Origin of the sequence: Sporosarcina sp. P18a (assembly GCF_002743135.1) — a bacterium.
In the GTDB taxonomy this organism is placed as follows: Bacteria; Bacillota; Bacilli; order Bacillales_A; family Planococcaceae; genus Sporosarcina.
On the sequence record NZ_PDYQ01000001.1, the window covers coordinates 1145462 to 1159535 of the forward strand.

General features: G+C 39.6%; 14 protein-coding genes. 7 read left to right on the forward strand and 7 right to left on the reverse strand.

The genetic code is table 11. The features are described from left to right. The first annotated feature begins 47 nt into the window (after positions 1-47). Complete coding sequence (locus CSV75_RS05855) at positions 48-911, forward strand: YitT family protein (RefSeq protein ID WP_099675081.1); 864 nt, start codon at positions 48-50, stop codon at positions 909-911. A gap of 39 nt (positions 912-950) precedes the next feature. On the opposite strand, the gene purU is transcribed toward CSV75_RS05855, so the two are convergent. The 3 genes from purU to fdhF form a co-directional block, all read right to left on the reverse strand. Beyond that, positions 951-1859: a formyltetrahydrofolate deformylase gene (gene purU / locus CSV75_RS05860; RefSeq protein WP_099675082.1), complete on the reverse strand. Its 909-nt coding sequence runs from the start codon at positions 1857-1859 to the stop codon at positions 951-953. Between the two features lie 118 nt (positions 1860-1977). Continuing rightward, positions 1978-2466, reverse strand: coding sequence for a helical membrane plugin domain-containing protein (locus CSV75_RS05865; RefSeq protein ID WP_099675083.1), 489 nt, complete (start codon positions 2464-2466; stop codon positions 1978-1980). Positions 2467-2484: 18 nt separating this feature from the next. Beyond that, on the reverse strand, positions 2485-5409 hold the full coding sequence (fdhF, locus tag CSV75_RS05870; RefSeq protein ID WP_099675084.1) for a formate dehydrogenase subunit alpha: 2925 nt from the start codon (positions 5407-5409) through the stop codon (positions 2485-2487). Between the two features lie 261 nt (positions 5410-5670). Here fdhF and CSV75_RS05875 point away from each other — a divergent pair, with 261 nt between their 5' ends. From CSV75_RS05875 to CSV75_RS05885, 3 genes are all read left to right on the forward strand, one after another. Further along, complete coding sequence (locus CSV75_RS05875; protein ID WP_099631004.1) at positions 5671-6012, forward strand: Na-translocating system protein MpsC family protein; 342 nt, start codon at positions 5671-5673, stop codon at positions 6010-6012. Between the two features lie 11 nt (positions 6013-6023). Further along, positions 6024-6842, forward strand: a complete 819-nt coding sequence (fdhD, locus tag CSV75_RS05880; protein ID WP_099675085.1) for a formate dehydrogenase accessory sulfurtransferase FdhD — start codon at positions 6024-6026, stop codon at positions 6840-6842. 205 nt (positions 6843-7047) lie between these two features. After that, complete coding sequence (locus tag CSV75_RS05885) at positions 7048-8328, forward strand: L-lactate MFS transporter (RefSeq protein WP_099675086.1); 1281 nt, start codon at positions 7048-7050, stop codon at positions 8326-8328. Between the two features lie 43 nt (positions 8329-8371). Here CSV75_RS05885 and ypfJ read toward each other — a convergent pair whose 3' ends face one another. Then, complete coding sequence (ypfJ, locus tag CSV75_RS05890) at positions 8372-9214, reverse strand: KPN_02809 family neutral zinc metallopeptidase (RefSeq protein ID WP_099675087.1); 843 nt, start codon at positions 9212-9214, stop codon at positions 8372-8374. A 217-nt stretch (positions 9215-9431) separates the two neighbouring features. On the opposite strand from ypfJ, the gene serC reads away from it, so the two are divergent. After that, entirely contained in the window at positions 9432-10526 is a 1095-nt protein-coding gene (gene serC, locus CSV75_RS05895) for a 3-phosphoserine/phosphohydroxythreonine transaminase (RefSeq protein WP_099675088.1), read from the forward strand. A 40-nt stretch (positions 10527-10566) separates the two neighbouring features. Here the strand turns inward: serC and CSV75_RS05900 are convergent, their stop codons facing one another. The 3 genes from CSV75_RS05900 to CSV75_RS05910 form a co-directional block, all read right to left on the reverse strand. Further along, the gene (locus CSV75_RS05900) at positions 10567-11418 is read right to left on the reverse strand and encodes an STAS domain-containing protein (RefSeq protein WP_099675089.1); all 852 of its coding nucleotides are present in this window, start codon (positions 11416-11418) and stop codon (positions 10567-10569) included. Positions 11419-11448: 30 nt separating this feature from the next. Next, positions 11449-11874, reverse strand: a complete 426-nt coding sequence (locus tag CSV75_RS05905) for a hypothetical protein (RefSeq protein WP_099675090.1) — start codon at positions 11872-11874, stop codon at positions 11449-11451. Between the two features lie 85 nt (positions 11875-11959). After that, on the reverse strand, positions 11960-12217 hold the full coding sequence (locus CSV75_RS05910; RefSeq protein ID WP_099675091.1) for a YqkE family protein: 258 nt from the start codon (positions 12215-12217) through the stop codon (positions 11960-11962). Positions 12218-12443: 226 nt separating this feature from the next. Here CSV75_RS05910 and CSV75_RS05915 point away from each other — a divergent pair, with 226 nt between their 5' ends. Both CSV75_RS05915 and CSV75_RS05920 read left to right on the forward strand, forming a co-directional pair. Then, positions 12444-13115, forward strand: a complete 672-nt coding sequence (locus CSV75_RS05915; protein ID WP_369825353.1) for a beta/alpha barrel domain-containing protein — start codon at positions 12444-12446, stop codon at positions 13113-13115. Between the two features lie 21 nt (positions 13116-13136). Continuing rightward, positions 13137-14063 carry an alpha/beta hydrolase gene (locus tag CSV75_RS05920; RefSeq protein ID WP_099630996.1) on the forward strand — a complete coding sequence of 309 codons (927 nt, stop codon included), beginning with the start codon at positions 13137-13139 and terminating at the stop codon, positions 14061-14063. Positions 14064-14074: the final 11 nt, after the last annotated feature.

Here is a 14074-nt window from a genome sequence, read left to right on the forward strand (position 1 = left end):
AAAATTCCGTTAAGATAGAATAAACATGTTTGTAAAAGGGGAGTTTTATGAGCAAACAACATAAAAAGGAAACTGTAGGACATATACTTAGACGCTACTTATTCATCTCAATTGGTGTCGTAATTACAGCAGTTGCGTTAGATTTATTTTTAATCCCTAACTCCGTAATTGACGGTGGCATCATCGGGATCGCACTCATATTGAATTTCATCTCTGGAGTACCTTTTGGGATTTTGATTTTGATCTTAAACTTGCCTTTCTTATTTTTCGGGTATAAACATATCGGCAAGAACTTCTTCTTCTCCTCTTCCTATTCGATTGCTTTGCTTGCCATTGTGGAATTCCCACTTAAAACTCTAGGTCCATTTGTAACAGACTCACTGTTAGCTACAGTCTTTGGAGGATTGTTGCTAGGGGCAGGTGTCGGAACCATCATACGGAATGGCGGGGCGCTTGACGGAACGGAGATTCTCGGCATTTTACTTACAAAAAAAATCCCCTACAGTGTTGGGGAATTCGTGATGTTCTTCAACCTCTTCATCTTTGGATGGGCAGGCTTTGTACTCGGACCAGAAAAAGCGATGTACTCGATCATTACATACTATATCGCTTCAAAAGCGATCGACATTGTGATCCAAGGCTTAGACGAAACCAAGGCTGTCTTTATTATTTCCGATGAATACCATGAGCTTAAGGAGGCGATTCGTCTGCGACTTGGCCGCAGCATTACCATGTTGCACGGTCGCGGCGGCTATACAGACAATGAAAAAGACGTAATCTATGTAGTCGTGACAAGGCTAGAAATTTCCAAGCTTAAACAAATTACTACTGATATAGACCCTAATGCTTTTCTGACCATCATGAATACACATGAAACGCATGGAGCGACCTTCAAATCACCTATACATTAAAAGAAACCGCCACTCATTCGAGTGGCGGTTTCGTGTCTCTTAATGAAAGACAATGGTTTTATTGTTCTCTACAATTACTCGATCTTCAAGATGCCACTTTACTGCACGTGCAAGAACACGTCGTTCGATAGTGCGGCCAATCTTCTTCAATTGAACAATATCGTCCCGGTGATCCACACGCTCGATATCTTGTTCAATGATTGGACCTTCATCTAAGTCATTCGTTACATAATGTGACGTTGCCCCAATTAGTTTTACACCACGTCCAAATGCTCTTTCATAAGGACGTGCACCGATGAAGGCTGGTAAGAAGGAATGATGGATATTGATAATCTGATTCGGGAAGTGACGGACGAATTCAGGTGTAAGTATTTGCATATAGCGTGCTAACACGAGTACATCTACGTCGTATTCTTCCATTAACTTCACTTGCTGTCTCTCTACATCTTGACGTATGTCCTTGTTCGCTGGGATGTAATGGAAAGGTATACCAAGCGCTTCAACCATTCCGCGCGCATCTTCATGGTTACTGATCACTACAACGATATCAGTATTTAAATCACCATTCTGCCATTCCCATAGTAATTCCATTAAACAATACGGTTCTTTGGAAACGAAAATGGCCGTCCGCTTTAGTTCCACTGCGTATGAAAAGCGATAGTCCATCTCATGTTGTTGCGCAATGTACTTGAAATCCTCTTCTATTTCTTCTTTTTTATCCAATAAATTGTCTAAATGGAAGGCGATACGTAGATAGAACGTGCCACCCTCCGGATCCGTTGAGTATTGGCTAGATTCTACGATATTGGCTTCGTATTGCAGCAAAAATGTTGAGACTGCGGATACAATTCCTGGTTTATCGGGGCATTGTATAAGCAGTCTTCCGATGTTTTTCTGTGCTGTTGATTGTTCTTCTAAATGTGTTGCAATTTTACTTTGGGCTGACATGTTTTCATCTCCTACAAATAATGTTACTGAAAGAATAAGTTCCCCAGCCAGAATGGCCAGGGATCGGGTGAACTCTTCTAATACAGTATGAAGCAAAGTGACGCTTTTCGCAAAAATCTTATTCCACTGGTTTTTCTAAACCTCTGCCCATCCCTTTTAGGAAGTTCATACCGAATGTTAACGCCCGATTGATATCAGGATCGTGAATGGATTTCATCAGTTGTAAAACACCTGTTTTCTGACCTTCTTCATTTGCTTGCTCGGCTTCAGACAATCCGTTTTGAACACTTTTTGAGAGTTGCTGAATTGTAGCTGGATCTAATGCCGTTAGAATTCCCGCACCCGCCATTAAATTATTGAGCATGTTTGTAACAGGTTCTCTTGATACTTGGTCTAACGCTATGCCCGTAATCTTTTCCTTTGAATGAAGCATTGCTTGTAGTGCGTCTAACGCACCAATCTTATTCAATTCACCCGTGATCTCCATAATTTTCTGCAAAGACTCTTCCTGTTCAGCAATTTTTTTCTGCAGTTCATCCAACTTATCTTGCTGTATTTCCAGTTCGGATCGTTCTGTTCTTTTAATAGAAGTTATGGGTGCCGCCATTGATCTTCACCTCACTAATTATTGATCTGTTAATTGGACATATCCCGGTCGATTCCATTTCCGCTCCACTTCTACACCGTTTTGCGGATGACGTTTCTTATCACGGTGGTTACTCTTAGGTAGCGGATTACCCCCTTGCTTCTCAAGTACTTCCATGCGAACCTTTGTCTGCTTGTAAGCCGGTGTATTCGTGCGCTCATCTGTAGCAGGCCCTGTTAAGAAGTTGATCGCCGATTGCTTCTCTACTGAGTTCATCGGTAAGAATAATTCATTTTTTCGTACTCTGTCCGTGACAAGTGCGGGTAATTTCAATGCACCATATGGAGAAATGAGTCTTACATAAGTACCTGTGACTACACCACGTTCTTTTGCTAATTCAGGAGAAATCTCTACAAATATATTGGGGACTTTCTCTTGAATACCATCTGATTTATTCGTCATATTTCCTTCATGGAAATGTTCAAGCATACGACCATTATTGATATGAAGATCAAACTCTGCAGGGAATTTTACTGGTTCAACCCAATCCGATAATGCAAAGCGCGCTTTCTTATCTGGGAAATTAAAGCCGTCCGTATAAAGAAGTGGTGTACTAATCCCTTCTAGACTTCCCCAAAGGAAACTACCCCAACCTTCCAACATGTCGTAAGAAGCTTCTTTGAAAATAGGACTCAAACTTGCCATCTCAGCAAAGATGTCCCCTGGGTGTGTGTAATTCCAATTAGCGCCTAAGCGATTTGCAACTTCTTGGATGATCCACCAATCTTGGCGGGAGTCACCTTTATTCGGTAATGCCTTATAAAGTCGTTGAACACGACGTTCTGTATTTGTAAATGTACCATCTTTTTCAAGTGAAGGCACTGCAGGTAAAATGACGTCTGCGTATTGTGCTGTACGTGAGAAGAAAATATCTTGGACAACTAGGAAATCGAGCTTCGACAGTACATCATGTACATAGTTTGCATTCGAGTCCACTAGTGCCATATCTTCCCCTACAATATACATACCCTTCATAACCCCATCATCAATCGAATGAAGCATTTGAATATTATCAAGCCCCGGCTTACCCTCTATCTCTACACCATAAGCGCGCTCAAATTTTTCGCGTGCGGCATTGTCTGTAATATGCTGATAGCCAGGTAACCACCCCGGCAAACTTCCCATATCGCATGCACCTTGTACGTTGTTATGACCACGTAACGGATAAGCACCAGCGCCTGGACGGCGGTAATTTCCTGATGCCAGTAATAAATTGGATATGACAGCTGAAGTGTCTGAACCTCCTGTATTTTGTGTAACTCCCATTCCCCATAAGATACATGTACCATCCGCATCACGAATCATTTCAGCTGTTTGAATCAATACTTCTTTTGAAACACCTGTTACTTGTTCTGCATATTCGAGTGTATAGCGTTTCAATACTTCATTAAAGTCATCAAAATGAAGGACATTCTCCTCAATAAACTGCTGATCATGCCAACCTTGGTCGATTAAGTATTTGGTCACTGCCATAAGCCATACTTGATCGGTTCCTTGTTGTGGTGTCATAAAGATATCTGCACGTTCAGCCATTTCATGCTTTCTGAGATCAGCTACGATTAACTTTTGACCGTGTAGCTTATGTGCGCGCTTTACACGCGTCGCGAGAACGGGATGACCTTCTGCGGGATTGGCACCTACAATGATGACCAATCCTGCTTCAGCAATATCTTTAATCGTTCCAGCGTCACCACCCATTCCAACAGTACGGAATAACCCATCTGTCGCAGGTGACTGACAGTAGCGGGAACAATTGTCCACGTTATTTGTACCGAACACTTGTCGAGCAAATTTTTGAATGACATAGTTCTCTTCATTGGTAATTTTGGATGAGGAGATGACACCAATTCCATCTTTGCCATGCTCGTCACGGATTTGACCTAGATTTTTCGCGACTAGGTCTAACGCTTCTTGCCATGATGCTTCAACAAAATCGTCACCTTTACGAATAAGAGGCGTTGTAATTCGTTCTTCACTGTTCACGAAATCCCAACCGAACTTCCCTTTGACACAAGTAGAAATCTGGTTGACAGGTGCCTCGGAAACCGGTTGAATTTTTAATATCGTACGATCTTTCGTCCAGACTTCGAAAGAACAACCTACTCCACAAAATGTGCAGACTGTTTTGGTTTTATTGATTGTGGATTCTCTCATCGCGGATTCAACATCGGAAATCGCCATGATACTGCTATAACCTGGTTCTACATCCTTAATCAAATCAACCATAGGCTCCATCAATTCGTCACTCATCTTCGTCATAAATCCAGCTTCACCTAGCATCGTTTTTTCCATCAAGGCATTGCATGGACAAACCGTAATACAATGACCGCAGCCTACGCAAGAAGAATCATTAATCTTCGCACCGCCATCCCATAGAACAATCGGACGATCCCGTTCCCAGTCGATTGAAAGCGTCTCATTTACTTGTAAGTTTTGACATACTTCCACGCACTGTCCGCATGCAATACATTGATTTGGATCGTAACGATAGAACGGATGTGTGAAATCCACCGCATCTTTTGAACATTTCGGTTCGTAGGGATATTTTTGTTCTTCCACTTCCAAAAGTGCCACGGTATTATGTACTTTACAGTTTCCATTATTGTTATCGCAAACCGTACAATATAGTAAATGATTTTCTAATATCCGATCCATTGCTTCCGTCTGCGCTTCCTTTGCACGCGGAGACGCTAATTTGACATCCATGCCGTCGACGGCTTGTGTTGAACAAGCACGTGTTAATTGGCCATTCACTTCGACGATGCACGTATCACACGTTTGTATCGGGTCGACTTCCGGCAAATAACATATTTGAGGGTGCTCAATCTTATTTGCATTGATGATTTGAATAAGCGTCGACCCTGGTTCGAAATTATACATCTTATTATTGATTGAAATTGACATACAGGCGTCCTCCTTCTCAAATAAAAAAATCCACCATAAAAAAACCGTCAAGACGGTATTTTCTATGGTGGAATAGTTTCTTAACAGGACTTGCTAAAGAACCAATCCATACTTACTATTACATGTAGGTTGATGAACATCTAGCAATCACATACTAGATTTCCATCTATTATGTATTTAGTATAAAGTAATAAAGCGTATAATACAATGACTACATTAAAATAATTTGACTATTCTGCAAATGAAAAGAGGAAGTGCCCTATGAAAAAAGTTCATGAGTTTAATGATATCATCCGTAAATTACGAAAAGACTTATTCGGAAAAGGTCCCGAACGAATTCATACAATATTTATAGATAATATGGTGGTCTCTACTCTCTATGGTAATTTGACTCCCACTGAAAAGTTCATAGCGGGAACGCCAGAGGGAAAAGAAATGGTGCATCGTGCACGAACTAGCATGATTCAGGCAGTATATGCAAAAGAACCACCTGTAGCATTGGAAGAATTAGTCGAGGCGAAGTTTCTGCATTTATTCAGCGATTTTAAAATTGATGATGATATCGCAGTTTCAGTATTTTTATTCGATCGATCGATTGACTGAAGGGAGAAAAGATGATGAAACAGCAACAACAACGATCCATTATTCGATTTCAGGATGGAAAAGTTTTTGAAAAAGCAGATCAAGTCGCTGTTGAATATGCAATCACAATTAAACTAAACCACAAAGAATTTGCGACGATCGTATGTACTCCCGAATATATTGAGGATATGACTGTTGGTTTCTTGGCTTCAGAAGGAATCGTACCTAAGCGGGAACAAATCAATGATATTCGACTTGATCTTGAAAATGGCTTCATTTATGTCAATACAGATAAAGTCTACCCTTTCTTTGAACAATTGCAGAATAAACGGTATATCACATCTTGTTGCGGCATGAGCAGACAAGGGTACATCTTTGCAAATGATGCACTAACAGCAAAAAAGATGGATAGTATTTCTGTTCAACTGATCCCTTCACAAATATTTTCCTTGATGCATCAAATGGAAGAACAAGCGGAAATGTTCCGCCATACTGGTGGTGTACACAATGCTGCTTTGTGCGCTCCAGATCAATTATTATTATCCCGTATGGATATCGGCCGCCATAATGCGTTAGATAAAATTTATGGACACTGTCTGAGGAACGATATTTCTGTGCGAGATAAAATCATTGTGTTCAGCGGACGAATCTCCTCCGAAATATTACTTAAAGTCGCTAAAATTGGTTGTGAAATTGTATTATCAAAGTCCGCACCTACTGAATTAGCTTTACGTTTAGCAGAGGATCTAGGAATAACGACGATCGGATTCATTCGTGGAAGATCTTTTAACGTGTACACACATCCTGAAAGGATCGTTATGGATTCTACGACTCTTTTATCGACTACATGAAAAAGCAATATTGACAATTTTATGAATTGCTAATAATATACTCCTTAATCCTAACTTACATTCCAGTAATTGTTTAATCGGCTTCCTTTTATTGTCATATGATGACGGAATAGTATGACAACTATTCTTTTACAATACCGATTAGTCAAGGTTTTAGGTACTGGAATTAGAGTTTTGGAATTTTTTAAAAAAGGGAGGATTACGGATGAAAAAAACGAAGAACAGATGGCTGATTGCATTATCTGCAGTAGGTATTCACATTTCTATCGGATCTGTTTATGCCTGGAGTAACTTCACTAATCCACTCATTGAAGAGTTTGGATGGACCACAAGCCAAGTACAGCTGACGTTTAGTATAGCCATTTTATTTCTTGGTTTATCAGCTGCTTTTTTAGGCCATTTTGTAGAGAAATATGGTCCAAGAAAAGCAGGGTTACTTGCAGCTGTGTTCTTCGGAGTGGGCGTGACAGGTTCCGGACTCGCAGTAGGAATGTCTTCATTACCTATGCTGTATATTTTTTACGGTATGCTAGGTGGAATTGGCTTAGGGGTAGGATATATTGCACCCGTTTCTACACTCGTCAAATGGTTCCCCGATCGCAGAGGGCTAGCAACGGGACTAGCCATCATGGGATTTGGATTTGCTGCAGCCATCAGTAGTCCGATCATGGAATACTTGATCAGCAATGTCGGATTACAGAACACTTTTTATATTCTCGGTGTATCATATTTCTTAATTATGTTACTTTCTTCCCTGTATCTAGAAAAACCAGAAGAAGGATGGGCACCACCTGGATTTATTGAAAAAATTCGTTTAGGGAAAACGGAAGTTAAAGAAGATCTTTCTCAATTGACAGCAAATCAAGCAGTTAAAACAAAACGCTTTTATTATTTATGGCTAATGTTGTTTATTAATGTGACTTGCGGTATCGCCATTCTCTCGGCTGCCAAACCAATGGCGATTGATAGTATTGGCATGACGACTATTCAGGCAGCCGCATTAGTTGGTGTGCTAGGGATCTTTAACGGGGCCGGTAGACTTGGTTGGGCTGCGATTTCGGATTATATCGGTCGTCCCAATACGTATACCACGTTCTTTGTCATTCAACTTGTCCTATTTTCCATTTTACCATTCACCACGAACGCAATTATATTCCAAGTGATTCTAGCCGTAATCTATACATGTTATGGAGGGGGGTTCGCCTCAATCCCGGCATATATTGGTGATATTTTTGGAACGAGACAACTTGGGGCCATCCACGGTTATATTTTGACCGCATGGTCTGCGGCTGGAGTGGCTGGACCGATGTTTGCTGCATGGATGAAAGATACAACAGGCAGTTACGAAAGCAGCTTATTATTCTTCGCCGGCTTGTTCGCTGTGGCTCTAATAATTTCCTTGCTCATTCGAGTGGATATTAAAAGATTACGCAAGGAGAAAGAAGGAATTATTCCAGCTGAACCCGCTATAGCTGCAACAAAATAAAAACTCGCGAACGTCACTTCGAAAAGAATGACGTTCGCGAGTTTTATTTTTCCGTTTGATTAAACGTGTCTCCACCGTCAATAGTTCCTAATTCGAAACCACGTTCGAACCAGTACATTCGTTGTTTTGCTGTACCGTGTGTGAAACTCTCCGGTACAACATACCCTCTCGCGCGTTTTTGAATCGTATCGTCACCAACCGCACTCGCGGCAGTAATTGCTTCCTGTAAATCCCCTTGCTCCAAGTATCCTCGTCCTTTCGCATGATGTGCCCAGACTCCCGCAAAATAATCTGCTTGCAATTCAAATCTCACTAAATATTTATTAAATTCCTTTTCACTCATTTTTTGACGTAGTGGCATCACTTGATCTGAAATTCCAAGGAGCGTTTGCACATGATGCCCTACTTCATGGGCTACTACATAGGCCATGGCAAAATCACCTGGCGCTTTAAATGAACTCTGTAATTCATTATAAAATGCTAAGTCAATATACAGTTTTTGATCACCCGGGCAATAAAATGGCCCTGCAGCTGCACTTCCGTAGCCACAAGCTGTATCCACTTGTCCCGAATAAAGAACTAACTTAGGGTTCTCATATTGAATTCCTTGTTGAGCGAATAGCTCCGACCAAATATCTTCTGTATCTGCAAGCACTACCGAAACAAAATCCGCCAATTCTTTATCTTGTGCAGTTTCCACGTATGGTTGATCAGGGACTGCTGAACTATTATCTAATAAGTCTGTTGGATTTCCACCCAAAATGAGAAATAATATAATACCAATAATTCCAAGACCACCCCCGCCTAATGCAATCGCACCGCCTCCGCCACTCCTTCCTCTTCGATCCTCTACATTTGAACTTTTTCTGCGTCCATCTGTTTTCATACTATCTCCCTCGTTTCGGCTTTATGTGAGCTGAACTTTACATCACTATGTAGTAGCTACTTGATTTCAATTTACCCTATTTCTCACCGAAACAAACAAGACTACCCTCTTAATTGATTGGACGAATTGTTGCGAATTGGCAGTTAGCTATTCCCCATGTATGATTTTTCATATATACTTTACTTTAGAGTTGTAAACTAATGAAGGAGTGATTTTTTTGATTGAGCAAAAGTCTGTCTATAATTTTAACGCGGGTCCATCCGCACTTCCACGCGAAGTTCTTGAAAAAGCACAAGCTGAACTAGTGGATTTCAAAGAATCTGGAATGTCTATTATGGAAATGAGTCACCGCAGTGCTACCTATGAACAAGTACATAATCAAGCAATTGAGCGTTTACGTTCTTTATTCTCAATTCCTGAAAACTATGAAGTACTATTCTTGCAAGGCGGAGCTAGTCTACAATTTGCAATGGTGCCAATGAATTTCTTATCAGAAGGGAAAAAAGCTAGCTACATTATGTCTGGTGCATGGTCAGATAAAGCACTTAAAGAAGCAAAGACAATCGGTGAAGTATACGAAGCAGCTTCTACAAAAAATACAAATTATAATCGCGTCCCTTCTTCTGATGAAATTACATTTGAAGAGACGGATGCATACGTGCACATCACTTCAAATAACACGATTTTCGGCACCCAATTCCATGAGTTCCCTTCTACTGGAAATGTTCCGTTAATAGCAGATATGTCTAGTGATATTCTGTCAAGACCACTTGACGTCAGTCAATTCGGAATGATTTATGCAGGTGCACAAAAAAACCTCGGACCTTCGGGCGTTACAGTTGCGATTATCCGCAAAGACTTGTTGGACAAAGCGAATAGTGAAATTCCAACTATTTTGAAATACCAAACACATTCATCAAGTAACTCTTTATATAATACTCCCCCATCTTTCGGTATTTACATGTTGGGTGAAGTTCTTGGTTGGATGCAACAACAAGGCGGCATAGAGAAGATTGCAGAGCGCAATGAAGAAAAAGCGAATCTGATCTATGACGCGATCGATAACAGCAACGGTTTCTATACAGGACATGCTGAAAAAGGAAGTCGTTCATTAATGAACATCACGTTCCGTGTAGCGGATGAAGAGTTGGAAAAACAATTCTTAGAAGAGGCTAAAGAGGCGGGATTCGTTGGGCTGAATGGTCACCGTTCCGTAGGCGGATGTCGTGCTTCTACTTACAACGCAGTACCATTTGAAGCTTGTCAGGCTCTACAGAAATTCATGCTGGATTTTCAAGAAAAACATAAATAAAACCTAAAAAGCCAAGTCACTTTATAAGTGACTTGGTTTTTTACTGCTCTACAATTAAAAATTCTTTTTGAAATGCTAATTGTAAAGAACTAAATGTTTGAATATTTTTAAAGTCTAAACCAAGCTCTGTCGATGCTTGAGCAATTGCCGGTAAAATGCCCGTAATTGTACATCTCGTTCCTAATAGAGATAACACTTTTGTCACTTGAAAAATCTGCTGGGCTACATGTGTATCAATAACGGTCACACCTGATAAATCAATGAATAAGTGTTCAATACCAGACTCTAAACTTTTCTCTGGAATGCTTTCCAACATACTTTGTGCACGCAGTTCATCCAACTCTCCAATTAGCGGTACCACGCCAATTTCGTCAGTAATTTTGATGACGGGAGAGCTTAATTCATTAATTAAGCTTTGTTGGATATCGAACTTGCCACTAATATATTCATTGTAGGCTTCTGCGAAACTAATGTAGATCCGATCAAATGCATTATTAATGGTTTCACTCCAGCGCATATAATCATCAATTGTAATTTCGTCTTTATGGACCAAATAAAATTCTTTTACGAAGCGCCAATATGTTAAACGAACATTACTCAAAGCTTGAATTACATCTTCTATAGGTGTATTACTTTTCACTCTGCTACGAGCGACAACCGCTGCCCATTTTATTTTATTCTTCTCAAAGATTTCAGGATCATCAAGTAAACTACTGATGACTGTTAAATTTGTGAGTTTATTTTGTTCCCGAAGTGTTTCTTCCATTTCTGGATGTGCAGTTATCGAATAAATAGAGTTTTTTTCCACTTTTCTCATTGCTAGCCAAGAAGTTGTAATTTCAGGTAGCTTTGCTAGTAAATACTCATAAAGCTTAACATCGAGCTGTTTCATCTTACATCCCCCTGGATACATTCCTCTATGTTATCGAATGTATATAATTAATTGATTAGATTCAAAGTCAAATATATTTAATATGACCCCGAGAACCGTTATGTATTTGTATATAGATTCATAATACGTGATCCCGTATTCTTTTTCATATTGCGCAATCGGAAACATATACTGTTCGTCAGTTGGGTTCGGCAAAAATTTCCAGGGCCTTGGAGACTCCTTGGATTTTTCCGTATGCGCATCTAATAATGTAGTATAAAAACTTTCTACCATTTCTTTTGGTAAATCATAAGATATAATAGAATCTACTGTTTCAACAGTTTCTAGATTTTTTTGCAACCAATAAACAATTGCATGCTCAATAGGTGCTGAATGAACACGTTTCAAATGGCTTTCGGATATAAGTTCTATTTGAAGATGTAGTTTCTTATGATACGTAATATACAAAAACTTCATTTCTTCATCTCCTGTGTAAAAAACCTTTTTATCAAATATTTATATGACTAGTATACCTATTCCCACACCTACTGTTCTAGTATTCTCAATACTTTGTTCCGTCATATCCGTATTCCTTCAGTAATTCTTCAAAACTTTTATTTTTTTCACGTTCTTTTCGCTCTTGAATGCGTTTTTCTTTTTCTTGTTCTAGTTTTATTTCTTCTTCCACTTTCATCTCCCGTTTCATTCCTTTTAATTTAGCTAACATATCATCACTTACTAAATCTGAAAGTGAAGTTGCAGAATCATCTACGATATGGTTGCTCCGATTATTTGATACTTTTCGTTGTTTTTTTGACATACTAATCACTACTTTCTATTTGATAAAGAGTTGCATATTATTGTTATATCAAGTTAATTGACAAGGTTTTTACATTGCCCTTATTCACTTATTTTACGTACAATAGATTGAAGGAGGGATGTTTATGTATAGTTTACCAAAGAACGTAACGTTAATCGAGGTTGGACCACGCGATGGTTTACAAAATGAAAAAAACAGTATCCCAACTGATTAAAAATTAGCTTTTATACACGCTTTACAGCGGGCAGGTATACATGAAATGGAAGTTACATCTTTATTATCGCCTAAGTGGGTTCCTCAAATGTCAGACTCCGAAGAAATTATGAATCGGGTAAGCAAACAAGGCAGGCAACTTGTTCTCACACCGAATGCACATGGTGTGGAGAATGCCCTAAAAGCTGGTGCAGATAGTATGACGGTGTTTGTAGGCGTAAGTGATACATTCAACCAACATAATATCAATCAATCCACTACAGAAAGCACGGAGACGCTACGGCCAATTATCAATCGGCTCAAAAATAATCATCAGTTTGTGAGATCCTGTATTTCTCCAGCATTTCACTGTCCGTATAAAGGTTTCATTCCACTTGAAAAAACTCTAGCTCTTTGTAAGAAGTTTGTCGATATGGGTGTAGATGAATTAAGTGTGGTAGATACTGATGGTATGGCAAATCCTTTAGCCAGTTTTACTCTGTTTCATGAACTGAAAAAGCAATTTCCAGACATTTTGCTCACAGCACATTTCCATGATACCTATAAATTTGGGTTGGCTAATATTTACGCCTCTATGCAAACAGGGATTGATATGGACAAAATATGTGCAGCAGTGGATGAAGTTGCACCTTATCTATCACGTCCTATTGAAACAGCCATGTATAACTTATATAGGAGAAAATAGTAAATAGGAAGGAGGATTTTGTTGAGACGTAGAGTAATGTATATTTTCGGTATCACGTCAAGTGTTTTTACAGCGCTTCTAACATTTTTCGGGATACTTGTCACTAATCGTCTAATGTATTTAAAAACCAAAGACTCAGAAGTTATTTTGCAGCGCGAGATGATTGCTAAACGCTTTGATCGTCAGTGGTTTGAAACTATAAGAAAAGATGACATTTGGATCCCTTCACCTAACGGCTATAACTTACGCGCGATTTTCTTGCGGCCTTTGGATACAACGCGGACGGTTGTCATTTGCCATGGCGTAACAGAAAACAAAGTGAATTCCATCAAATATGCACGTCTGTTTGAACGTTTAGGATTTAATTCTGTTATTTTTGATCATCGGCGGCATGGTGACTCTGGTGGAAAAACAACAAGTTTTGGATTCTATGAAAAAATGGATCTGAAAGAAGTTGTAACAGCTGTTCGTAAACGTGTAGGTAAGCGCGCTTTAATTGGCATACACGGTGAATCCATGGGAGCCGCCACTACGCTTTTGTACGCAGGTACCTATGAAGATGAGGCAGATTTCTATATAGCCGATTGTCCATTCTCGGATTTCTCAGAGCAACTATTGCATATCATTCGTACGGAGATGCCGTTTAAGACTTCTATGAGTTTGCGAATCGCCAATTTATTTTTAAAAATTCGTGATGGCTATACTTCAGCGGCGGTTTCCCCCCGCGAAGTGATGAAGTTTATTGATAAACCCGTGTTATTCATCCACAGCATGGAAGACACGTTCATTTTGCCCCAAATGACGGAAGAGTTATACGAATTAAAAGAAGGCGATAAAATGATGAAGCTTTTTGCGAAAGGAGCACATGCCAAATCGTACAATGATAACCCCGATGAATATTTACAAACGGTTCAAAGGTTTTTGAATCGCTTCCGTTTATATTCATGACAATATAATAG